Annotated in this window: 21 protein-coding genes; 12 read left to right on the forward strand and 9 right to left on the reverse strand. The window is 57.0% G+C overall.

Going from position 1 to position 22282, the window contains the following annotated elements:
- The first annotated feature begins 28 nt into the window (after positions 1-28).
- From DSD30_RS15445 to DSD30_RS15470, 6 genes are all read left to right on the forward strand, one after another.
- The gene (locus DSD30_RS15445) at positions 29-1531 is read left to right on the forward strand and encodes a sugar ABC transporter ATP-binding protein (protein ID WP_114010621.1); all 1503 of its coding nucleotides are present in this window, start codon (positions 29-31) and stop codon (positions 1529-1531) included.
- Positions 1521-2510 carry an ABC transporter permease gene (locus tag DSD30_RS15450; protein WP_245418499.1) on the forward strand — a complete coding sequence of 330 codons (990 nt, stop codon included), beginning with the start codon at positions 1521-1523 and terminating at the stop codon, positions 2508-2510. The genes DSD30_RS15445 and DSD30_RS15450 overlap by 11 nt, the downstream gene beginning before the upstream one ends.
- A 225-nt stretch (positions 2511-2735) precedes the next feature.
- Positions 2736-3473 carry an SDR family oxidoreductase gene (locus DSD30_RS15455; protein ID WP_114010622.1) on the forward strand — a complete coding sequence of 246 codons (738 nt, stop codon included), beginning with the start codon at positions 2736-2738 and terminating at the stop codon, positions 3471-3473.
- 41 nt (positions 3474-3514) lie between these two features.
- A complete protein-coding gene (locus DSD30_RS15460; protein WP_114010623.1) occupies positions 3515-4246 on the forward strand; it encodes an SDR family oxidoreductase in 732 nt (243 codons plus the stop codon).
- A 188-nt stretch (positions 4247-4434) separates the two neighbouring features.
- A complete protein-coding gene (locus tag DSD30_RS15465; protein ID WP_114010624.1) occupies positions 4435-6063 on the forward strand; it encodes an FGGY-family carbohydrate kinase in 1629 nt (542 codons plus the stop codon).
- A gap of 30 nt (positions 6064-6093) precedes the next feature.
- Entirely contained in the window at positions 6094-6957 is an 864-nt protein-coding gene (locus tag DSD30_RS15470; RefSeq protein ID WP_114010625.1) for a P-loop NTPase family protein, read from the forward strand.
- Positions 6958-7083: 126 nt separating this feature from the next.
- On the opposite strand, the gene DSD30_RS15475 is transcribed toward DSD30_RS15470, so the two are convergent.
- Genes DSD30_RS15475 through DSD30_RS15495 form a run of 5 tightly spaced genes read right to left on the reverse strand, consistent with a single transcriptional unit; the run spans position 7084 to position 12906 of the window.
- A complete protein-coding gene (locus DSD30_RS15475; RefSeq protein WP_114010626.1) occupies positions 7084-8397 on the reverse strand; it encodes an amidohydrolase family protein in 1314 nt (437 codons plus the stop codon).
- Complete coding sequence (locus DSD30_RS15480) at positions 8394-9338, reverse strand: ABC transporter permease (protein WP_114010627.1); 945 nt, start codon at positions 9336-9338, stop codon at positions 8394-8396. Before DSD30_RS15480 ends, DSD30_RS15475 begins: the two co-directional genes overlap by 4 nt.
- A gap of 3 nt (positions 9339-9341) precedes the next feature.
- The gene (locus DSD30_RS15485; protein WP_114010628.1) at positions 9342-10391 is read right to left on the reverse strand and encodes an ABC transporter permease; all 1050 of its coding nucleotides are present in this window, start codon (positions 10389-10391) and stop codon (positions 9342-9344) included.
- The gene (locus tag DSD30_RS15490) at positions 10388-11929 is read right to left on the reverse strand and encodes an ABC transporter ATP-binding protein (RefSeq protein WP_245418500.1); all 1542 of its coding nucleotides are present in this window, start codon (positions 11927-11929) and stop codon (positions 10388-10390) included. The genes DSD30_RS15485 and DSD30_RS15490 overlap by 4 nt, the downstream gene beginning before the upstream one ends.
- The gene (locus DSD30_RS15495) at positions 11929-12906 is read right to left on the reverse strand and encodes a BMP family protein (protein WP_245418513.1); all 978 of its coding nucleotides are present in this window, start codon (positions 12904-12906) and stop codon (positions 11929-11931) included. The genes DSD30_RS15490 and DSD30_RS15495 overlap by 1 nt, the downstream gene beginning before the upstream one ends.
- 900 nt (positions 12907-13806) lie before the next feature.
- Here DSD30_RS15495 and DSD30_RS15505 point away from each other — a divergent pair.
- The 4 genes from DSD30_RS15505 to DSD30_RS15520 all read left to right on the forward strand — a co-directional run bounded on the left by DSD30_RS15505 (position 13807) and on the right by DSD30_RS15520 (position 17231).
- Positions 13807-15465 (forward strand): methyl-accepting chemotaxis protein, encoded by a 1659-nt coding sequence (locus DSD30_RS15505; RefSeq protein ID WP_114010631.1) that lies wholly within the window; start codon positions 13807-13809, stop codon positions 15463-15465.
- Positions 15466-15557: 92 nt separating this feature from the next.
- Positions 15558-16166 (forward strand): hypothetical protein, encoded by a 609-nt coding sequence (locus DSD30_RS15510; RefSeq protein WP_245418501.1) that lies wholly within the window; start codon positions 15558-15560, stop codon positions 16164-16166.
- A gap of 159 nt (positions 16167-16325) precedes the next feature.
- Positions 16326-16757 (forward strand): deaminase, encoded by a 432-nt coding sequence (locus tag DSD30_RS15515; RefSeq protein WP_114010633.1) that lies wholly within the window; start codon positions 16326-16328, stop codon positions 16755-16757.
- 12 nt (positions 16758-16769) lie between these two features.
- Entirely contained in the window at positions 16770-17231 is a 462-nt protein-coding gene (locus DSD30_RS15520) for a GNAT family N-acetyltransferase (RefSeq protein WP_114010634.1), read from the forward strand.
- Positions 17232-17256: 25 nt separating this feature from the next.
- Here the strand turns inward: DSD30_RS15520 and ybaK are convergent, their stop codons facing one another.
- Positions 17257-17730, reverse strand: a complete 474-nt coding sequence (gene ybaK / locus DSD30_RS15525; protein WP_114010635.1) for a Cys-tRNA(Pro) deacylase — start codon at positions 17728-17730, stop codon at positions 17257-17259.
- Between the two features lie 292 nt (positions 17731-18022).
- On the opposite strand from ybaK, the gene DSD30_RS15530 reads away from it, so the two are divergent.
- Both DSD30_RS15530 and DSD30_RS15535 read left to right on the forward strand, forming a co-directional pair.
- On the forward strand, positions 18023-18232 hold the full coding sequence (locus tag DSD30_RS15530; RefSeq protein WP_114010636.1) for a cold-shock protein: 210 nt from the start codon (positions 18023-18025) through the stop codon (positions 18230-18232).
- 155 nt (positions 18233-18387) lie between these two features.
- The gene (locus DSD30_RS15535; protein WP_114010637.1) at positions 18388-18600 is read left to right on the forward strand and encodes a hypothetical protein; all 213 of its coding nucleotides are present in this window, start codon (positions 18388-18390) and stop codon (positions 18598-18600) included.
- A 128-nt stretch (positions 18601-18728) separates the two neighbouring features.
- Here DSD30_RS15535 and DSD30_RS15540 read toward each other — a convergent pair whose 3' ends face one another.
- The 3 genes from DSD30_RS15540 to DSD30_RS15550 all read right to left on the reverse strand — a co-directional run bounded on the left by DSD30_RS15540 (position 18729) and on the right by DSD30_RS15550 (position 22241).
- A complete protein-coding gene (locus tag DSD30_RS15540) occupies positions 18729-19613 on the reverse strand; it encodes an agmatinase family protein (RefSeq protein WP_114010638.1) in 885 nt (294 codons plus the stop codon).
- A gap of 26 nt (positions 19614-19639) precedes the next feature.
- The gene (nspC, locus tag DSD30_RS15545; RefSeq protein WP_198662984.1) at positions 19640-20833 is read right to left on the reverse strand and encodes a carboxynorspermidine decarboxylase; all 1194 of its coding nucleotides are present in this window, start codon (positions 20831-20833) and stop codon (positions 19640-19642) included.
- Positions 20834-21035: 202 nt separating this feature from the next.
- The gene (locus DSD30_RS15550; RefSeq protein WP_114010639.1) at positions 21036-22241 is read right to left on the reverse strand and encodes a saccharopine dehydrogenase family protein; all 1206 of its coding nucleotides are present in this window, start codon (positions 22239-22241) and stop codon (positions 21036-21038) included.
- Between the last annotated feature and the right edge of the window lie 41 nt (positions 22242-22282).

The following is a 22282-nucleotide window of genomic DNA, read 5'->3' on the forward strand; positions in this document are numbered from 1 at the left end:
CTCTCACTCCAACCTATTGGACTGTCCTATGCTGCAAATGAACGGGATCAAGAAACGCTTCGGCTCTATCGAAGTCTTGCATGGCGTTGATCTTGAGGTGCGCGCGGGGGAAGTGCATGCGCTTCTGGGCGAGAATGGTGCTGGCAAATCGACTTTGATGAAAGTCCTGTGTGGTATTATCAAGGAGAGCGAAGGCACCATCAGGATCAATGATGAGCTTCACTCCTTTGCCAATTATGACGCGGCCATTGCGGCTGGCGTCGGCATCGTGTTTCAGGAATTCAGTCTCATTCCTTATCTGACGGCCATCGAAAATATGTTTCTGGCCAGAGAGATGACCACTCGGCTCGGGCTTCTGGATCGCAAGGCCATGCGCAATCGGGCGCGCGAAATCCTCGCTCGGCTTGATGTGGACCTGCCGCTCAATGTGCCGGTGGCCAATCTGTCGGTTGCCGAACAGCAATTTGTCGAAATCGCTAAGGCCTTGTCGCTGGAAGCGCGGATCTTGGTGCTGGATGAACCAACCGCAACGCTGACGCCGTCTGAGGTGGAGCATCTGTTTAAGGTGATCCGCGAATTGCGCCGGGATGGGGTGGCGATTGTCTTCATTTCCCATCACATGGAAGAAATTTTCGAGATTTGCGACCGCATCACCGTATTGCGCGACGGGCATTATATTGCCACCCATGACGTTGCCGATGTGGATGTGGACCGTTTGGTGGAGCTGATGGTCGGTCGGCGGATCGAGCAGAGCTTCCCGCCGAAACCAGAGATCGACATGAGCGGCGAGCCGGTGCTGGATGTGAGTGAACTGCAATTGTCAAAAGCAAGCCCGGTGTCCTCCTTCCAATTGCATCAAGGCGAAATTCTCGGCTTTGCCGGTTTGGTCGGGTCCGGGCGCACCGAGACTGCCTTGGCGATGATCGGGGCGCATCCGTCCGTCACCTGCAATGTCAAGCATAATGGCAAGGAAGTGCGCTTTTCCGAGCCTGCTGATGCGCTGGCCCATGGCATCGGGCTGTTGCCCGAAAGCCGTAAGGAACAGGGGCTGGTGACCAGCTTCTCGATCCTGCGCAATGTCTCGATCAACAATTACGGCAAATATCGCAAGAATGGGGTCTTTATCGACCTCAAAAAGGAAGTGCTGTGCACCAAAGAGGTGATGGCACAGGTGCGGGTCAAGGCCAATGGCCCCAGCGATCCGCTCGATACCCTTTCGGGGGGCAACCAGCAAAAGGTGGTGGTGGCCCGCTGGCTGAACCACACCATGAATGTCCTCATTTTTGATGAACCCACCCGCGGCATTGATGTCGGGGCAAAGGCTGAAATCTATCAGCTGATGCGCGACCTGACCGAGCAAGGGTGTTCCATCATCATGATTTCCTCGGAGCTGCCGGAAATTCTCGGCATGTCCGACCGGGTCTGTGTCTTTCGTGACGGCGGCATTGTCGACACGGTCGAAGGCGCCAACATCAACTCGGAAAAAATCATGACGCTCGCAACGACCGGGAGACAAGACAATGTCGCATAATGAAATTATCAGCGAGGCCGGGAAGGCACCAGGCATGAACCAGAGTTTCAATTTCCGTGACTATCTGCATTCGCCGCTGGTCCTGCCGTTGGCCGGTTTGATCGTGGTGTCCATCATGATGGGTATTGCGAGTGAGAATTTCTTCAGCATTTCCAACATTTTCAATGTGCTCCGGCAGGTGTCGATCATTGGCATTCTGGCGGTTGGCATGACCTTTGTCATTCTCACCGGCGGGATTGACCTCTCGGTCGGTGCCGTGATGGCCCTGTCTGGGACGATTTGTGCCGGGTTGATTGTCCATGGCGACATGTCTGGGGGCATTGGGCTTTTGGGCGGCACAGCGGTCGGGATCGGCTTTGGCCTGATTAACGGGGCGATGGTGGCGTGGGGGCGCATGCCCGCGATCATTGTGACGCTCGCGACGATGGGCATCGCCCGAGGTCTGGGGCTGATCTATTCGGGTGGCTATCCGATCAGCGGGTTGCCAAGTTGGATTTCGTGGTTCGGCATTGGCAGGATTGGCGATATTCCGGTGCCGGTGATCCTGATGGTGGTGATCTATTTCTGCGCCTGGGTGCTGTTGCAGCGTACGCCGTTCGGTCGCCATGTCTATTCGATTGGTGGGAATGAGACGGCTGCTCGTCTGTCGGGCGTCAAGACCCAATGGATCAAGCTGGCCATCTATACCATTTCCGGCTTCACCTCGTCGCTGGCGGCGATCGTGCTGACTGGTCGGCTGATGAGTGGTCAGCCCAATGCCGGGGTCGGCTTTGAGCTTGATGCCATCGCGGCTGTGGTGCTGGGCGGCACGTCGATTGCCGGGGGGCGTGGTCTGATCCTTGGCACCCTGATCGGCGCAATCCTGTTGGGAATCCTCAATAATGGTCTCAATCTGATGGGCATCAATCCGTATCTGCAAGATGTCATCAAGGGCTGCATCATTCTGCTGGCCATCTATATCGGTCGCGAATGGCGCTGATGGTCCCAGGCTTAAAGGCGTCTCGAGGTCTGACTTGAGACGCCGATGACTGACTGAGCAACAGAAATTTCAAAACCCACTTGCAACGACAAGTGACCTTTCGGTGAGGGCTCTCTCCGGGAGACGGGGGAAGTCGCGCTTTTTTCAGGCTGATTGGCCAGATGTCTGAGCTGTTCTTGCCCCACGAACTGCGCGGGTGGGACGCGGAAAGATGAGAGGTTCAAAATGGATTTCAAGGGAAAATCGGTGGTGATCACCGGCGCCAGCAAGGGCATTGGCTATGCCACCGCCTGCTTGCTGGCGAAACGCGGGGCCAAGATTGTCGGCATCGCCCGCTCAGAGGATGGGTTGGCCAAACTGGCAGCGGAAACAGGCGCGCGCACCATCGCGGCGGATTTCAGCAAGGCAAGCGATGTGCGCCGGGCCATGCAGGAGGCAATGGGCGGTGAGGCCCCTTGCGATTATCTGGTCAATTGTGCCGGTACCAACATTCTTGAAAGCGTCCTCGACATGACAGACGAGGGCTGCGAGGCGGTGCTGAATCTTAATTTGCGGGCCGCGCTGATTGCAGCGCAGGAGTTCGCCAAGGCACGGGTGGCCGCAGGCGGTGGCGGGGTGATCGCCAATATCACCAGCATTGCCGGGCATCGGGGCTTTGAGGCCCATGTCTGCTACGCCGCCTCGAAAGCCGGGCTCGAAGGCGCGACGCGGGTGATGGCCAAGGAGCTTGGGCCCCATGGCATCCGCGTGGTGGCCGTCGCCCCGACCATCACCTTGACCGATCTGGCGATCGAGGCCTGGAGCGATCCGGTCAACAGCCAGCCAATGATGGTGCGTCATCCAATCAACCGCTTTGCCGAGCCTGAAGATGTTGCACGCAGCATCGCGATGGTCTTGAGCGATGACGCCGCGATGGTGACAGGGTCTGTCCTGTCTGTCGATGGCGGGTTTCTGGCGGTCTGACACATCAACTTCACGATTTCATCCAAGTAAGGAGCAAGACAATGGCAGTGTCCATGGAAGGCAAAATCGCAGCAATCACCGGTGCCGCTTCTGGTATCGGTTTGGCATCAACCAAGGCCCTTCTCGATGCAGGGGCGACCGTGGTCATGGTCGACCGCGATGCAGAGGCCCTTGCACGGCTGACCGCCGAGCTGGGCGACAAGGCGATTGCTCAAGTGACCGATCTGCTTGATCGGGATAGCTGTGCGAACATGGTTCCGGAAATCCTTGAAAAAGTTGACCATGTCGACATCCTCTATTGCAATGCAGGGATTTATATCGGCGGGGACCTGATCGACACCGATACGGATTCCATCGACCGGATGCTCAATCTCAACGTCAATGCGGTGATGAAGAATGTCCGCGATATGGCGCCACACATGATTGAGCGTGGGGTTGGCGACATCATGGTCACCTGCTCGATTGCCGGTCACTTCCCCACGCATTGGGAGCCGGTTTATGCGGGATCGAAATGGGCGATCACCTGCTTTGTCCAGACCATGCGTCGGCAGATGATCCCGCATGGCATCCGCGTCTCGCAGGTGTCTCCGGGTCCGGTCATTTCCGCTCTGTTGGCCGACTGGCCCGAAGAAAATCTGCGCAAAGCCAAGGAATCCGGCAGCCTGATCGAGGCAACGGAAGTGGCCGATGCGGTGATGTATATCCTGACCCGCGACCGCAATGTCACCATTCGCGACATGCTGGTTCTGCCAACCAACTTTGATCGTCTCTGAGGCCTCTCAGAGTTTTGGGGGGCAACCCCCAAGGGCAAGGCAGGCGCGGGGCCGGGTGGCTCCAACGGATCTGATCAACCGCCACCCAGTCGGTCTGGTCAGAGACGGCCCCCGATGCTTTGCCCGACTTGAGAGGCGGCGTGCTGGTGCCGCCTCTTATCTCCAATTGCTTTTAAAGGATCCGCATCATGGCAACTTGTTTCATGGGTATTGACGTCGGTACGGGCAGCGCACGCGCCGGGATTTTTGATCAAGCTGGCCGCATGCTCGGCACGGCCAAATGCGACATCACGGTTTTTCATGAGCCGGGCTCGCGGGTGGAGCAGTCTTCTAGCGAGATCTGGCAGGCTGTTGCCACTGCCAGTAAGGGCGCCTTGGTGCAAGCCGGAATTGATCCGGCCGATGTGGTTGGTGTCGGCTTTGATGCGACCTGCTCGCTGGTGGTCTTGGGCGAGGGGGGCACGCCTTTGCCGATTGGTGATGATGCCAACGGGGATCGTGACATCATCGTCTGGATGGATCATCGCTCGATTGAACAGGCTGAGCGGATCAACAAAATGGGCCACAGGGTTCTGGATTATGTCGGCGGCATCATCTCACCGGAAATGGAAACGCCCAAATTGCTTTGGCTGAAGGAACACAAGCCTGAAATTTTCGCCAAGGCATGGCGCTTCTTTGATTTGACGGATTTTCTCACTTGGCGGGCGACGGGCAGCGACGCGCGCTCCATTTGCACCGTGACCTGCAAATGGACCTATATGGGCCATGAAGCCAGCTGGGACGCGGATTATTTCACCAAGATCGGCCTTGGTGTGTTGGCCGAAGAAGGGTTCGAGCGGATCGGCACGCAGGTGGTTGATGCCGGGACGCCGCTTGGCACAGGCCTGACGGCGGAGGCTGCGGCGGACCTTGGTCTGGTGGCCGGAACCGCTGTCGGGGCTGGTCTGATTGACGCCCATGCGGGTGGCATTGGCACGGTGGGGGCTACGGGCGCGGGCAAACCGCAGGACAATCTGGGTTATGTCTTTGGCACCAGCTCCTGCACCATGACCTCGACCGACGAGCCGGTCTTTGTGCCCGGTGTCTGGGGGCCTTATTTCTCGGCCATGGTGCCGGGGCTGTGGCTGAATGAAGGGGGGCAGTCGGCGGCGGGCGCTGCCATTGCCCAATTGCTGACCTATCATCCGGCTGCTTTTGAAGCGGGTGCATTGGCCAAGGCAGAGGGATGCGCGCTGCCCGATTGGTTGGCGGCCCGTGCTGTGGCCATGGCCGGGGCTGACAAGGCCAGGGCCGATAAGACGGTGGCTTCCTTGGCGGACGGGATGCATGTGGTGCCGGAATTTATCGGCAACCGCGCCCCTTATGGCGACCCACACACCCGCGCGGTGATTGCGGGCCTTGGCATGGAAGCCGATATCGACAATCTGGTGGCGCTCTATGTGGCAGGTGTCTGCAGCCTTGGTTATGGCTTGCGACAGATCATCGAAGCGCAGGCGGAAGCGGGCGCCAAGATCCAGTCGATCGTCATCAGTGGCGGCGCGGGGCGCAGTGACCTTGTGCGGCAATTGCTGGCGGACGCGACCGGGGTTCGGGTGGCAGCCCCCGCAACGGAAGAGCCGGTCCTACTTGGCTCGGCCATTCTGGGCGCGGTGGCTGGCGGTGCCTTTGGCACGGTGGCCGATGCCATGGCCGCGATGTCGTCGATTGCGGCGGATTATCCACCCGCCGATGGGGCGGCACGGACCTATCACGACACACGCTATGATCTGTTCAAGCGGTTTCAAAATCTGGCCCGTGAGGCCGCCGTGCGGTCGTGACTGGCTGGTGGAGGAACAGGAGCAAAGGTCATGGGCAACTGGTCACAAGCCACCCAGTTTGATCAATCGACGGCAATAGAAGAGATTGTCTTCTTCGCCAATCGTCTGCTTGAGGGCTCACGACCGGTACGGTTGCTGGTGGGGGAGGATGGCTTTGGCCGCTCGATGTTGCTCGACCTTGCTCGCCATACGGTTTGCGCCAAACAGGCCGCGGTTCTGACTGTGTCAGTTGTGCCGCAAGACGGCTATGGCTGGGGTCTCGACCCTGATTTTGCCACCGGTTTGGCGCAAGGCGGGCAACAAGGGCTCAAAGCCATGGCAGCGTTGTTGGATCGCTTCTTTGCTGGGGTGAGGGCGCAAGCCAATCGCCACAGGGGTGATGAGCATGCCATAATCCGAAAACGGCTGGAGGTCTTGCGGCCGTTGACTGGTGGACGCCATTTGTCTCACCGCCTTCTCTCCTACTGGCAGGCATATGGGGAAGGCGATCAAAGGCAAATGGCGCTCGCCTTGTCACAGCTTGGTCAGCCGGTGGCGGGGATCAGTCCAATTGATCAGCTGAGTTTGATGTCTGTCCTTTGTCAATTAAGCGGTGTCGCCGGAGTGCTGATCATTCTGCGTGGAGAGGATGATGCGTCGCTGATGCAGGCCTTTGATGCGGTTTCCAATTTTGCGCAGCCGGGCTGTCCGTCGGAACTTTTCCTGCAAAGGATGGGCTTTCTGGTGGTGGCCAATCCCGCCGCTTTGCATCGAAGGGAAAGTCAGGCCTTGATGGACATTAGCCCTCATGCCATGCGGTCGGCGATAGAGCAAGGAGGCCGTCTGGTCACCCAGATCCATCGCCTGTCCATCAATGTGCCAAGGCTCTGTGTTGAGGACTATTTGCGGGCCTGACGGGCTTTATAAAAAGCGTGAGATCATCAGGCGAATTATGGCCTGCTGATCAGTGGTATGGTCGATGTCGGGAAGAGGTCTGGATGGTGAGCAGGCCGCTTGTGCCGGAGCGGCCCGTCAGCAATCCTAGCGCTTGGGTGCGCGGCGTGTGACAGTGTCCGGGCGGCCGGGCAGGGCAAGTTTGGGCAAATCGCGGGGCTTTTGGGAAATGACCTTGCCCTTGGCGATGACCGTCAGCCGGGTGGCGCGCAGGCGGATGGCGTCGATCGGGTCATTGGCGTCGAGAAGGACGAGGCTCGCCTTCTTGCCCACCGCGAGGCCATAATCCTCAAGGCCCATAATCGCGGCGCTGTCGATGGTCACCATGTCGAAGCATTTGCGCATGTCTGCCGGGCTGGTCATTTGCGCCACATGCAGGCCCATGAAGGCGACGTCGAGCATGTCGGCGGTGCCGAGCGAATACCAAGGGTCAAGCACGCAATCCTGACCAAAGCCGACGCGGATGCCGTGCGCCAGCATTTCCGGCACGCGGGTCTGGCCGCGGCGCTTGGGATAGGTGTCGTGGCGACCTTGCAGGACAATGTTGATCAGCGGATTGGGGATGGCGGAGACTTCGGCCTCGGCGATCAGCGGCAGCAATTTCGAGACATAATAATTGTCCATCGAATGCATTGAGGTCAGGTGCGAGCCAGCGACCCGACCTTGCAGGCCCAAACGCTGGGTTTCATAGGCCAGCTGCTCAATATGGCGTGACAGCGGATCGTCACTTTCATCGCAATGCATGTCGACCATCAGGCCGCGCTTGGCAGCCACTTCACAGAGCTCGGTTACCGAACGGCGGCCATCTTCCATGGTGCGCTCAAAATGCGGGATGCCACCGACAATGTCGACGCCCAGATCGAGCGCCCGCAAGGTGCAGTCCTTGGCGGTGGGGGAGCGGAAATAGCCATCCTGTGGGAAGGCGACCAGCTGCAGATCGATATAGTCTTTGACCTTGTCGCGGACGGACAAAAGGGCGCGGACGCCTTTCAGCCCGTCTTCGTCGGACGTGTCGACATGGGTGCGGATGGCCAGCAGGCCCATGGATGCCGCCCAGTCGCAATAGGCGAGCGCCCTCGTTTCGATGTCTTCTTCGGTCTGGATCGGCTTGAGCTCGCCCCACAGATTGATGCCTTCAAGCAGGGTGCCGGAGGCATTGATGCGCGGGGTGCCATAGGACAGGGTGGCGTCCATATGGAAATGCGGGTCGACAAGGGGCGGGGCAACAAGAATGCCCGACGCGTCGATGATCTCGCCCGCTTCGGCCGTGATGTTGGGCTCGATGGCGGCGATTTTGCCGTCTTTGATGGCGATGTCGGCAATGGAGCCGTCTTTTATAGAGCCGTCCTCTCGGACTTTGCTGGGCAGTGTGCCGCCCTTGACGATGAGATCAAACATTATCGTTCCCCCTTGAGATATGGGATCATCAGTGCCTTTGGATAGGTGGCACGACGGGCCATGATGATCAAGGCAAGAATGGACAGAAGATAGGGCATCATCAGGAACAGCTGATAGGGCAGAACGCCGCCGGTTACCTGCTGCAGGCGGATCTGATAGGCATCAAAGGCGGCAAAGAGAATAGCCCCCAACAGGGCCTTGCCCGGACGCCAAGAGCCAAACACCACCAGCGCGATGCAGACCCAGCCACGGCCATTGACCATCTCAAAGAAGAAGGAGTTGAAGGCCGACATGGTGAGGAAAGCGCCGCCAACGGCCATCATGGCGCTGCCGCACATGACCGCGCCCATGCGGATGGCGACGACAGAAATGCCCTGCGCTTCGACGGATTCTGGATTTTCGCCGACCGCACGGACCGCAAGGCCGAGCGGGGTGCGATAGAGAATATAGGCCACGAGCGCCACGCAGACGAAGCTGAGATAGGTGAGCGGTGTCTGGGCAAATAAGGCTTCGCCAATCACCGGCAGAGACGACAGGCCCGGAATGGCATAGGGCTCGAAGGCTTCGATTTTCGGTGGCGAGGTGACCTTGGGCAGCACCAGTCGGTAGGTATAATAGGTGAGCGAGGTGGCAAGCAGGGTGATGCCGATGCCCGTCACATGCTGGGACAGGGCAAGGGGCACGGTCAAAAGTCCATGCAGCGCCCCGATGGCGAGGCCAACAGTGGCAGCAACAAAGACGCCAAGCCAGAGATCGCCGCCGAGATAGACGGTGACCCAGCCAGCAAAGGCCCCGGCGGTCATGATGCCTTCGATGCCAAGATTGAGAATGCCCGCCCGTTCGCAGACCAATTCGCCCATGGTGGCGAAAATCAGCGGCGAAGCGATGCGGATGACGGCGACCCAGAAAGAGCTGGTCAGCAGGATGTCTAAAGCCTCAAGCATGGTCTATCTCCAGCGGATCCGGAAGCGGGTCAACATAATGGCCGTGACCATGGTCAAAAGGGCGGTTGCGACCATCACATCGGCAATATAGCTCGGCACGCCTGCGGTGCGGCTCATGGCATCGGCCCCGACAAAGATGCCGGAGACGAAAATGGCCGACAAGATGACCCCAAGCGGGTTGAGCATGGCCAGCATGGCGACGACGATGCCGGTATAGCCATAGCCCGGCGACAGGTCGAGGCTGAGGCTGCCTTTGAGGCCCGCAACTTCGGAAAAGCCAGCCAGTGCGGCGATGCCGCCGGACAGAAGGGCGGTTTTCATCAGCACGCCATTGACGCTGATGCCCGCAAAGCCCGACGCATTTGGATTGTGGCCGACGGCGCGCATTTCAAAGCCGAGGGTGGTTTTCTTCATGATCACCCAGAGGAAGATCGCCGCGCCAACCGCGATGACAAAGCCATAATGCAGGCGCTTGCCTTTGACCACACGGGACAGGGTGGCGGCATCGTCAACCGCTTCGGATTGTGGCCAGCCGAGACCCATCGGGTCTTTGAGGGGACCTTCGAGCAGCATCGACACAAATAGCAGGATGACAAAATTGAGCAAAAGCGTGGTGACGACTTCATCGACGCCAAAGCGGATTTTGAGGAAAGCCGGTCCCAGCAGCATCACTGCGCCAGCCAGCATGGAGGCGGCCATGATGGCGGGGATCAGCAAATAAGAGGGAAGCGGTAACGCGCCGGTGCCCATCAGGATGGTGACCACGGCGCCGATATAAAGCTGGGCTTCAGCGCCGATATTCCACAGCTTGGCGCGGAAGGCGACGGCGACCGCAAGGCCGGTGAAGATCAGCGGGGTGGCGCGGGTCAGGGTTTCGAAAAAGGCAAATTGCGAGCCAGCCGCGCCTTTGGCCACCAGATAGAAGACCGAGAAGGGCGACGCACCTGCCATCAAGACGAGGATGGAGGAAAAAATCAGGGTCGCGAGGATCGCGCCAACCGGATAGAGGATGGAGGCAGCGAGCGATTTGGTGTCTTTGGGTTCCAGTCTCATGCATCGGCCCCCTTCTTGTGGCCAGCCATCAAAATGCCGAGCTCTTTGATGCTGCGTTCGCCGCGCGCCGATGGGGCGGACAATTTGCCCTGACTGATGACAACGATCTTGTCGGACAGCAGGCGGATTTCGTCGAGATCCTCGGAAATCAGCAGAATAGCCGCGCCGTTGCTGCGAGCTTCGAGTAGCTTTTGGTGGACATAATTGACCGCGCCGACATCAAGGCCACGGGTCGGCTGGGCGGCGACGATCAATTTGGGGTGGCTGTCGAGCGCCCGGGCGAGAATGAGCTTTTGCATATTGCCGCCGGATAGCAGCCGGATGGGGGCGTCCGGTGACGGGCATTTGACATCATAATCGGCGATGGCCTGCTCGGTGAAGGCGCGGGCCTTGGCTTTGTTCATCCAGCCCAAACGGGAATAGGGGGCGTCGCGGTAATTTTCCAAAATGGTATTTTCGAGGATCGACATGTCGCCGATGGTGCCGGTGCTGTGGCGATCTTCGGGGATGCGGCCAATGCCTGCGGCCAGTGCCTTTTGTGGCGACCAGTCTTCGATATAGGAACCGCAAAAGAGCATGTCGCCGCTTTCGGGCGCCAGCATGCCGGACAGCAAGGCCGACATGGCAACCTGCCCATTGCCGGAGACGCCTGCAAGGCCGGTGATTTCGCCTTCATGCAGGGTGAGGGTGATGTCATCAAGGCGGGTGGCGGTGCCGATTTGCGGGGTGGTGACCGCCATCAATTCAAGCACCGGCGCGCCGGGTTCCTTGCTTTCGACGACGGGCAGCGGGATTTCTTCGCCGACCATCAATTCGGCCAGCTCGTGGCGGTCGGTCTCAGTGGTGACGCGCTCGCCGGACAATTTGCCGGAGCGCAGGACCAGCACGCGGTCGCTGATTTGCATCACTTCGTTCAATTTGTGGGAGATGAAGACCACGGACAGGCCGTCACGGATCAGATGGCGCAGGGTTTCGAACAGCGCGTCTGTTTCCAGCGGGGTGAGCACTGCGGTCGGCTCATCAAGGATTAGAATGCGGGCATTGCGATAGAGCGCCTTGAGGATTTCGACCCGCTGGCGTTCGCCAACCGTCAGATCGGAAATCATCGCATCCGGGTCGACCGTCAGGCCGAAATTGTCCGACAGCTCTAGAATGCGCTTGCGGGCCGCCTTGCGATCAAAGCGCAAAGACCAAAGGCTCTGGGTGCCAAGGGCGATATTGTCGAGGACAGAAAGATTGTCGGTCAGGGTGAAATGCTGGTGCACCATGCCGATGCCTGCCTCCAGCGCGGCTGACGGATCACCGGGCGTCAGGGGTGTGCCAAAGGCTTCGACATGGCCCTCATCGGCGACATAATGGCCGAAAAGGATATTCATCAGGGTGGTTTTGCCCGCGCCATTCTCGCCCAATAGGGCAATGACCTCGCCCTTCCGCAAGTCAAAGCTGACGGAATCGTTGGCGATCAGGGGGCCGAAGCGTTTGGTGATCGCATCGAGGCGGAGAACAATCTCCGCCTCTTGCATCTTGTCTTTTGTCATTAGCTTGATTTTGGCTCGGTGTCGTTGATTTCGACCACGAAGGATCCGTCCTTGATGGCGGCTTCCTTCTCGGCGACCAGCTTGAGGGCCGCTTCAGGGATTTTGCCTTCAAAGGTGCCGAATGGAGCAAGCGAGCAGCCGCCTTCTTTCATGAAGGAATAGATGCCGTAATTTTCGGCCTTGAAGTTGCCAGCTTTCAGCTGAGCGATGGCATGGTCGAGGGTTGGCTCGAAATGCCACAGGGCAGAGGCCACCACGGTCTCTGGATAATCGGCCTGGGTGTCGATGACGTTGCCAACGGCCAGCAAGCCTTTTTCCTTGGCGGCATCGGACACACCAAAGCGCTCGGCATAAAGCAAGTCAGCGCCAGCTTCGATCTGGGCGAAGGCGGTTTCCTTGGCTTTCGGAGGATCGAACCAAGAGCCGATGAAGGCGACCTGGAAGGTGATGTCCGGAGCGATTTCTTTGGCGCCTGCCATGAAGGCATGCATCAGGCGGTTGACTTCCGGGATCGGATAGCCGCCGACCATGCCGATGTTTTTGGACTTGGTCATGGCCCCGGCAATGATGCCGGACAGGTAGGAGGCGTCCTGAATGTAATTGTCAAAGACGGCGAAGTTTGGCGCATCGTCTTTTGGCATGAAGCTCGAGCCAAGCAGGAAGGAGACGTCCGGATAGTCGGCAGCCACGGCGCGGGCGGCTTTCTCAACGGCAAAGGCTTCGCCGATGATCAGCTTGTGGCCGGATTCGCAATATTCGCGCATGACGCGCTCATAATCGCTGTTGGAGACATTCTCGGAATAGACATAGGTGATGTCGCCACGGGCCTTGGCGGCTTCGGCGGCAACATGGATGCGGCTGACCCATTGCTGTTCAACCGGCACGGTATAGATGGCAGCGGTCGGAATCGGCTCAGCGGCCCATGCCTTCTGGCCAAAGGCCGCAAGGCTCAAGGCGAAGCCGCCAGAAAGCTGCATGAAGTGGCGACGTGAAAGCGAAGGCAGGAGGTTGGTGTCTTTGGCCATGTCAAATCCCTAAATGTCTGGTTGGTTTCCGGCAGCTTTGAGCAAATTGTGCCGTTTGACAAGTCGAATGTGATTATATTTTTATCAGCGAATTCTATTGCATACAATTTATGCAACGTCCACTGACTTCGCCTATTCCTATGGCAGCCGGATTGGAAAATCCTTCATGTAGACAAAGTTATCCAGAATGATGTGACTTGTCGGTGTCGCCAACCGCCTTCAGTGGAATGTTGTCAGAAGGAAAAAAGACCTCAAACCCGCTGGCGATGAGGAAAAGGAACCAGGTTGCAATAATTTTCCACGTTTCTTTTGATTGAAAAGGTGTGGTGAAGGATGTGCGCATAAATACTTAGCAATTAAAGGTGTTGAGAGGTTGCAATTCAATCTTTGCGTGCTTTTTGCGGTGTTTGGCTGGACTAATACTAATGATATTAAACGGAATTCCGAAGTTTTTGGTCTTTTTCTCCCAATATTTGCTAACCAATTGTATTGGTCATTGAAACTCGAAACGAATTTTTAAAATTTGAAATTTAATCTGGTGCTAACTCAAACATAGGTGGGCACCCTTATGATTACGTTCGTTTTCCTCGCCACGTCGCTTCTCATGACCTGTGCCATTGCGGCACGCAAGTCGGCACTTGAGCCTGTTGCGGTGAAGGCATGCGGGCGAAAAGACCGACGTTTGTGATCCGTCAGGACGTTCTCCGGGTAGAATCCTCCAATAAGCAATAACCAGCCAAAGGTGCGGCCATCAGAGCTCGCCTTCAACAGGAATGTCTGAGCCTTCATTTTGGACGTTCTAAATCGTTTTGGCGTCATAAAAAAAGGCGTGAAGACAAAAAGGACCAAGCGATGCTTAAAAATGTTTCTCTGACAATCAAGAGCCTGCTGTTCTTCATTTTGCTGGCGGTGATCGGTATCGGCGTGGGTGCCGTAGGTTTCTGGCAATCAGGTGCGGTCAAGGTGGCTGTGCAAGAGCGTCAAAGCATCGATAAACGGATCGGTGCCTTTGATGAGCTGCAAATGGAACTGGCCAATGAAGCCATTTCTCTCAAGAGTTTTCTGTTGACCGGTGATCTCAAAGAACTGGACGCGATGCGAAAGATTGACGCCGTCCTGACCGAACAGTTCCAGAAAATGAATTCGGAGAAAGGCATCGCGGAAATCGAAAAACTCTGGCTGACCTGGTCGGATGAGTTCGCCAAAAAACAGATTGATCATATGAGCGATCCGATGCGGGTGGATCTGGCGCGTGCCATCGAAGTGTCCGGTCAGAGCAACAAGCGCATCGAAGAAATGGTTGCCTTGATCGACAAACAGATTGCCGATCTGGAAAGCGTGCAGGGCCAGCTGACCATCAAGCAGAATGCTAAACTGGAATCGGTTTACAACTCGGCGGCCATCGGTCTGGTGTTGTTGGTGATCGCCACCGTGGTGCTGGGCGTGGTCAACAATATCGCAGTCTCTAAACCATTGCGCCAATTGACTGAAACGACTGAGTTCCTGTCTCAGGGCCATCTCGAAGTTGAAATTCCGCAGGAAAAACGTGCCGATGAAATTGGCCGCATGAACAGCGCCTTGACCGTGTTCCGCAACAGTCTTGCCCAAAACAGGCAGATGGAGGAAGAGGCCAAGCGCATTCAGGAACAAAGCGAGCTGGACAAAAAAGCCGAAATGCAGCGCATTGCCGGTGAGTTTGAACAAGCCGTTGGCTCCATCGCCCGGACGCTAGCTCAGACCTGTGGCAGCTTGCAGGACAAATCGCACGAATTGTCGAGCATCTCCAAAGATACCGCTTCGAAGTCCGAGGCCGTGACGCGTGCCTCTCAGGAAGCCAGCAGCAATGTGCAGGCGGTGGCTTCAGCGACCGAGGAACTGGCCGCTTCGATTGGTGAGATCAGTCAGCAGGTTGCGGATTCCGCTTCCCTTTCGGCAGAAGCGATGGCCGAGGTTGACGTCTCCAGTCAATCCATGGTGGCCTTGCAGAATGTGCTTCAGGAAGTGGGCAACGTGACCCGCCTGATCAATGATATCGCTGAACAGACCAACCTTCTGGCCCTGAACGCCACCATCGAGGCTGCGCGTGCCGGGGAAGCAGGGCGTGGGTTTGCCGTGGTTGCCGCTGAAGTGAAGGATCTGGCCAACCAGACCTCGAAAGCAACCGAGCAGATCGAGCAGCAGGTGGCAAACATGCAGTCTGTTGCCGGTCAGTCGATTGCCGCAACCAGCAATGTGACCGAGCGGGTCAAGGCGATCAATGAGCGGGTCAGTGAAATGGCCATTTCTGCTGATCAGCAGAATGTTGCCACCACAGATATTGCGCGCAATGTCAATGAAGCGGCCCAAGGCACCAGCCACGTGAATGAATCGATGGTCACGGTCGCAGGTGGTGCGGTCAATACCGGAGAGGTCTCTGCGACGATGAATGACCTTATCTCGAAAATGAACCAGCAGAATGAAACCCTGCAGCATGAGCTTGATGGCTTCATCAAGCGGTTGTTGGCGGCCTAAAGGCCGACGGGACCCCATTCAAGACAAAGAATAAACCTGAGGCCGGATCCCTCGACTGGATCCCTCTGAATGGCCGAAGCAGGGAGAAGAAAATGCGAATTTTGAGATTTTTCACGGTGATCTGTGCAATGGTCTGGGCCAATCTGGCTGTTGCTGCCGAGGCGCCTGACTTCAAGAAGATGGATTCCAAAGAGCTGTTTGCCATGATTGACAAATGGCTCGACAACGAAATTGTTCGGGTCAGCGTTCACGCCCACAATGCACTCTATGGCGATCTCGCGCAGGCCGAGGTAGACGCGCTGGACAAACAGTGGCGTGCCGAGCGCAAGCAGGTGATGAAGCCTCTGATTGCCTCCACCCTGTCGAGCCCGCTGTCGGTCTATCTGACCCGTATGCAGGGCCAAAATCTGGGTCTGTTTGTCGAGATCTTTGTGATGAACAAGAAGGGCCTCAATGTGGGGCAGTCTTCGATCACTTCGGATTTCTGGCAGGGCGACGAAGCCAAATTCCAGAAGACTTATGATGTCGGTCCTGATGCCGTCTTTGTTGATGAGCCTGAATGGGATGAAGACAACCATATTTGGCGGATGCAGATCAACAAGAGCCTTGTTGACCCGTCAACCAAGGAGCTGATCGGGGCGGCGACCATCGAGGTCAACCTGACCGAACTGGAACGCCGGTTGAAGGCGAAGGCCAACTGATCAATCGACACCGATGAACAACAAGCCCCTGCATCCGGATGATGCGGGGGCTTTTGTCATTTTGGGGCGGGACTATTGCCTGACGGTGTTGATTTCCCGCTTTTGCTCTGGCCATTAGGGCGCTAAGGTGGGCGCACCACAGGTTGAAAGAGGTTCGACATGGTGTCCCGATCCGGATTTGATGAATGGGTGCTCGACTGCGCCGAGGCTGTTTCCAAACGCAGCCGCGATCCCTCCACCAAGGTGGGCTGCGTCATCGTGCGGCCCGACAAGAGTTTTGCCGCGGTGGGCTATAATGGCTTTCCGCGCGGTATGGAAGATCGGGATGAATGGTATGAGGAGCGCGAGGAGAAATATGATCGCGTTGTTCATGCGGAGATGAATGCGCTCGCGGCGATGAAGGAAACCGCCAAGGGCTGCATCGTCTATGTCACCCATCCGCCGTGTAAGGAATGCACCAAATTCCTCGCCGCCCATCAGGTGGCCAAGGTCGTCTGGCGCCACAATGAGGGCATCCAGAACCGCTTTGATACCACGCGGTCCGAACAGATCCTGAATGACTGCGGTATTGCATTTTCCGTGGTGGGGTGAAGGGAAATCGAAATGAAGACAAGGCCCGCCACCTTGGCTGATGCCGACGCCATGAGCGATGTGCTGGATGAAATCTTTCGCGTGGGAAAACGAGCGTCCGCCGGTGATGCCGCAATGGTGCGTGAGTTTTATATCGAAGATCCGGATCGGGTATGCTGCACAGTGATGGAGGCGGATGACGGTTGCGTTCTGGGGTTTCAATCCCTCAAGCTGGTGCGGGCTGGCAATATCTATAACGCGCCCGTGGGCTGGGGCGTTATCGGCACGCATATTCGCCCCTCAGCTGCCCGGATGGGCATCGGCAAGCGACTGTTTGCAGTTTCGCTGAAGGCGGCGCAAGAGGCTGGCTTGAAGGACATCGAAGCGCAAATCGGGGCGGACAATGGGGAAGCTTTGGCCTTTTACGAAGCCATGGGCTTCCACACCTATCGTTATGAAGACACCAATATGTGCAAGCAGTTCAAGGTTGGGTGAGGCAAGATACGTTCTTTTTTGAACCCTACCGCACCAAGTCCTCGACCTGACAGCCCAGAAGCTTTATCAGATCGTCCGGTTTCAGCTTCACTTGCAGGCCGCGTTGGCCGCCATTGAGGAAGATTGTGTCATAACTCTTGGCGGAAGCGTCCAATGCTGCAGGCAGGCGTTTGCGGCTGCCCAGCGGGCTGATGCCGCCGACCTTGTAACCGGTCAGGCGCTCGGCTTTTTGCGGGTCCATCATGGCAGCGGACTTGCCCTTGAGCGCCTTGGCGCATTTTTTCATGTTGAGTTCACGGTCAGATGGAAGAATGGCACAGACCGGTTTGCCATCCAACTCGACCATCAGCGTTTTGAAAACTTGGCCGGGCGGCGCGCCGATTGCATCGGCGGCTTGCAGACCCACGCGGTCGTTGCCCGGTGCATAATCATACTGCACCAGCTCGAATGCGATGCCTGCTTTTTCCAGTGTCTTGGTTGCCGGGGTGCTGGTGGCCATTTGCGTTTCGCCTCATTGTTGGCTCGAAGCCATTTTGTTCGAAATTAATGGAAAATACATGCCAATTTCAGTTGTTTTGCAGTCTTTTTTGATTTGGCCTTGAAATTGTCACATTAAGGGGCCATGTAAGCAAAATACGTTTACTGCCATCATTGGCAAACTGATCTTCCAATTTTATTGGACTGCTTGGCTTCCCCTGATTTTTGCGAACGTTTTCATCCCTTCACATGTCGTGCAAGGGACATCTACTCGTTCGCCTACGGCTTCGGGTTCTTACACAAAGGTAATCGCCATGACAATCGGCACCGTAAAATTCTTCAACACCACCAAAGGTTTCGGCTTCATTCAACCAGATGATGGCGGCAAAGATGCTTTCGTTCATATTTCTGCTGTTGAAAATGCAGGCATGCATAGCCTCAATGAAGGTCAGAAAGTTTCCTACGATCTGGAAAGTGGTCGTGACGGCCGGGCTTCCGCAGTGAACCTGCAGCCTGCTGACTGATACGCGGTCTGCAAGAGACATGTCTCTTGCCTATTACGCGAAAAAAGGTGACGCGCGTGTTCATTGAGATGACTAGTCCGACTGAACAAACCGCGCGTTGACCTGATATTTGGGCCATCTGTCTCAGATGGCCCTTTTTTGTGACGGGAGTCCCTATGATTAAAATTTCCAGAAATCACGCGGAAGAACGGTTCGCTGCGACACGTAAGAAGCAGAAAGCTGTGCTCAGTGAAGAGCAGGAAAAAGTGCTCAAGCAGCGCGAAAATACCGCACGCCTGAAGGCGCTGCGGCTCGAAAAAGAGGCCGCCGACGCAAAGGACGCAGCCGACAAAAAGCCGGCTTTGGCGCGCAAGAAACGCACGAAATAACAACTTGATCGGCGGCTTATGAGCGTTTGGCTCGCAGTGGTTCCGGCCCTGCTAGAGGAAGCTGATCAGCATCGTTGATGATGCGCGGAGGTCTCCGGCCTTGCGCTGTTCCCGCGGTATATTGTCGTTCATGCGTTGCCGTCTGCGACCAAGCCCATCAGACGGTAGGTCAGGTTCGCGGCGGTGAAATCCCACGCCCATTGGCCCTCAATCGGCGCCAGCTCCACCACATCCATACCGACGCAACGACGACCCTTGAGCGCATGGGCAACGAGATTGAGACTCTGATAGTAGCTCAGGCCGCCGGGAACTGGTGTACCGGTGGCTGGCATGATGGACGGGTCAAGGCCGTCCACATCGAAGGTGATATAGACATCCTGCGGGAAGTCTTCCGGCAAATCAAAGGCATTGATGTTGCCAGTGACCAGCTCTTCCGCATCCACATGGTGAATATGTGGCGTGGCAAGGCGGGCTTCCTGCTCTTCGATGCAAAGGGCGCGAATGCCGAACTGGATCAGTGGCAATTGTTCTTCCACGGCACAAAGATGCATCACCGAAGCGTGGGAATGTTTGTGGCCCTGATAGGCAACGCGCAAATCCGCATGGGCATCGACCTGAATGATGCCGATTGGGTGTTCAAGCGCATCCACCACGCCCATGATGGCGGCATAGGACAGGCTATGCTCACCACCCAGCGTGACGGGCACGCGGCCTGCGGTAACGCTGTTGCGGGTGGCGCGACGTAGATTGTGCATGACTTCTTCAATCGTCAGACTGCAATCAATCGGGTCGGCAGTGATGATGCCTTTTTCAATCGGGAAACCCTTGCCATCGAACCGTTCCAGCTCCTGGCTGGCTTCGAGCAAAGCTGACGGACCCGCACCGGTGCCCGAGCCATAGGAGACGGTTTTCTCCAGCGGGCAAGGGATCACTTCAAACAAGGCAGTGTCCGGATTGCGCTCGTCGTCGCTGAGCTCAGAGCCGAGAAAAGCGGGATAGTTGAGGTCGGCCATGGGGAGGATCCTTTCGTCTGCGCGCCTCAGGACAGGCGGTCGCGAAATTCTTCATAAGGGAAGCGGCGGATGATTTCCAGATCGTCCGTTTCCGAATCCCAAAGGGCAATCGAGGGCAAGCGGACACCATTGAAGGTGTTGGTTTTGACCATCGAATAGTGGGCCTGATCGAGAAAGGCGATGCGCTGACCGATTTCAAGGTCCTGTGCAAAGCTGTAATCGCCGATCACATCCCCCGCAAGGCAGGACGGGCCGCCCAGACGGAATGTCAGTCCGTTGTCTGCTTCGCCCAGCAGGGCGGGCCGATAGGGGGCCTCGATCACGTCGGGCATATGGCAGGTCGCGGAAATGTCCATGATCGCCAGCCGTACATCGCCATTATGGGTCACGTCGAGCACTTCACCAACCAGAATCCCCGCATCAAGGGCCACGGCCTCACCCGGTTCGAGATAGATCTCGACATCATATTTGGCGCGGATCGTCTTGAGGAAGGCCACCAGTTCGTCGCGCTGATAATCGTCGCGGGTGATATGATGCCCACCACCGAAATTCAGCCATTTGAGCTTGTGCAGCCATGGGCCAAGCGTGTCTTCGACCGCCTCGAAGGTGCGCTTCAAAGGCGCGAAATCCTGCTCGCACAAAGTGTGCATATGGATGCCGGAGAAAGGCGCGAGATCAGCTTCACTCAATTGACTGATCGGGGTTCCGAGGCGCGATCCGGCAGCACAGGGATCATATTTGGCAATCGAGCCTTCGGAATGTTCTGGGTTTATGCGCAGGCCGAAATCCGGCACGTATCCCCAATTGCGAGCTGCGATAATTTGCGGTGCAAATCGCTGCATTTGGGCGGGGCTGTTGAAGATCAGGTGATCGGACAGCTCAAGGATTTCCGGCATTTCATCTGATTTGAAGCCTGCGGAATAGGTGGCCAGCTCACCCTTGAATTTCTCCCGTGCCAGTTTGGCTTCCCACAGGCCCGAGGCGCAAGTGCCATCGAGATAGTCGCCAATCAGATCGCCCAGCGACCAGCAGGAAAAGGCCTTCAGCGCCAACAGCACCTTGACGTCCGCCTGTTTTCCGACCTCAGAGAGGAGGGAGAGGTTGCGGCGGATGGCGGCCTTGTCAATGACAAAGCAGGGGGAGGGCACACGGCTAAGGTCGAAGTCCTTGAAGGCTCCGGCATCGCCGGCCTGGGTTTCCATGATTGGGGCGTCGGTCATTGGACACTGGCTCCGGGAAAGGGGCGTGAAAAGGGCTCATTCAAGAGTGGAAAGCCCCCCGAAATGGGGGGCTTTGCGCTTCATTCTCGATGCAACAGGCTCTCGATACATAAGGCTTTGGGTGGTTTTGGCAAACCACCTGTCGCTGCGTGTGAGAGCCGCGTTGCACCTTCTGGCGCGTTTGCTTTGCAAACGCTTGGGTTCAAAAATCGAGTGGCTTGTCGAGGTCGACGGTCTGCCATGGCAGGCCATGCTTGTTGAGCATGTCCATGAAGGGATCCGGATCCATCTGTTCCATGTTGAAGACACCCTTGCCCGACCATGCACCGGTCAGCATCAGAGCGGCACCGATCATGGCTGGTACACCGGTGGTGTAGGACACGGCCTGGGAGCCAACCTCTGCGAAGCATTCTTCGTGGTCGCAGATATTGTAGACATAGACGGTTTTCTCGTTGCCGTCTTTCTCACCGGTCATAATGTTACCGATGCAGGTCTTGCCTTTGGTGGTCTTGCCCAGATCGCCCGGATTTGGCAGGACGGCCTTCAAGAACTGCAGTGGAATGATTTCCTTGCCTTCATAGAGGACCGGATCGATGCGGGTCATGCCGACATTTTGCAGCACTTCGAGATGCTTGATATAGGCATCGCCGAAGGTCATCCAGAAGCGGGCGCGCTTGATTTCCGGCAGATGCTTCACAAGGCTTTCCAGCTCTTCGTGATACATCTGATACATGTTCTTCTCGCCAACAGCGGGGAAGTCATAAGGCTGTTTGTTGGACATGGCGGGTGTGGTGACCCATTCGCCATTTTCCCAGTGGTGGACCGGGGCCGTCACTTCGCGGATGTTGATTTCCGGGTTGAAGTTGGTGGCAAAATGCTGGCCATGGTCGCCGCCATTGCAATCGAGAATGTCGAGAGTGTCGATGCGGTCGAGCAGATGCTTTTTGGCATAGGCGGTGTAGACGTTGGTGACGCCCGGGTCAAAGCCAGAGCCGAGCAGAGCCATCAGACCTGCTTCCTCAAAGCGCTGCTGATAGGCCCACTGCCAGCTATATTCGAACTTGGCCACATCGCGCGGCTCATAGTTGGCGGTGTCGAGATAGTTGGTGCCGGTTTTCAGGCAAGCATCCATGATGTTGAGGTCCTGATAAGGCAGGGCCACATTGACCACCAGCGACACGCCGAGTTTTTCGATCAGGGCTGCGGTTGCATCCACATCATCGGCATCGACTTCTGCGGTGTTGATGGTGACGCCGGTGCGTTCCTTCACCGAGGTCGCGATCTCGTCGCATTTGAAAATGCGGCGGGAGGCAAGGGTGATCTCGCCGAAGATCTCGCTGAGCTGGGCCATTTTGTGGACGACAACCGAACCGACGCCGCCTGCGCCGATGACCAGAATCTTGTTCATGTCAGTTCCTCTTTCTCAAAGTCTTCATCCCCACAGTCAAA

The organism is Cohaesibacter intestini, assembly GCF_003324485.1.
Lineage (GTDB): Bacteria > Pseudomonadota > Alphaproteobacteria > Rhizobiales > Cohaesibacteraceae > Cohaesibacter > Cohaesibacter intestini.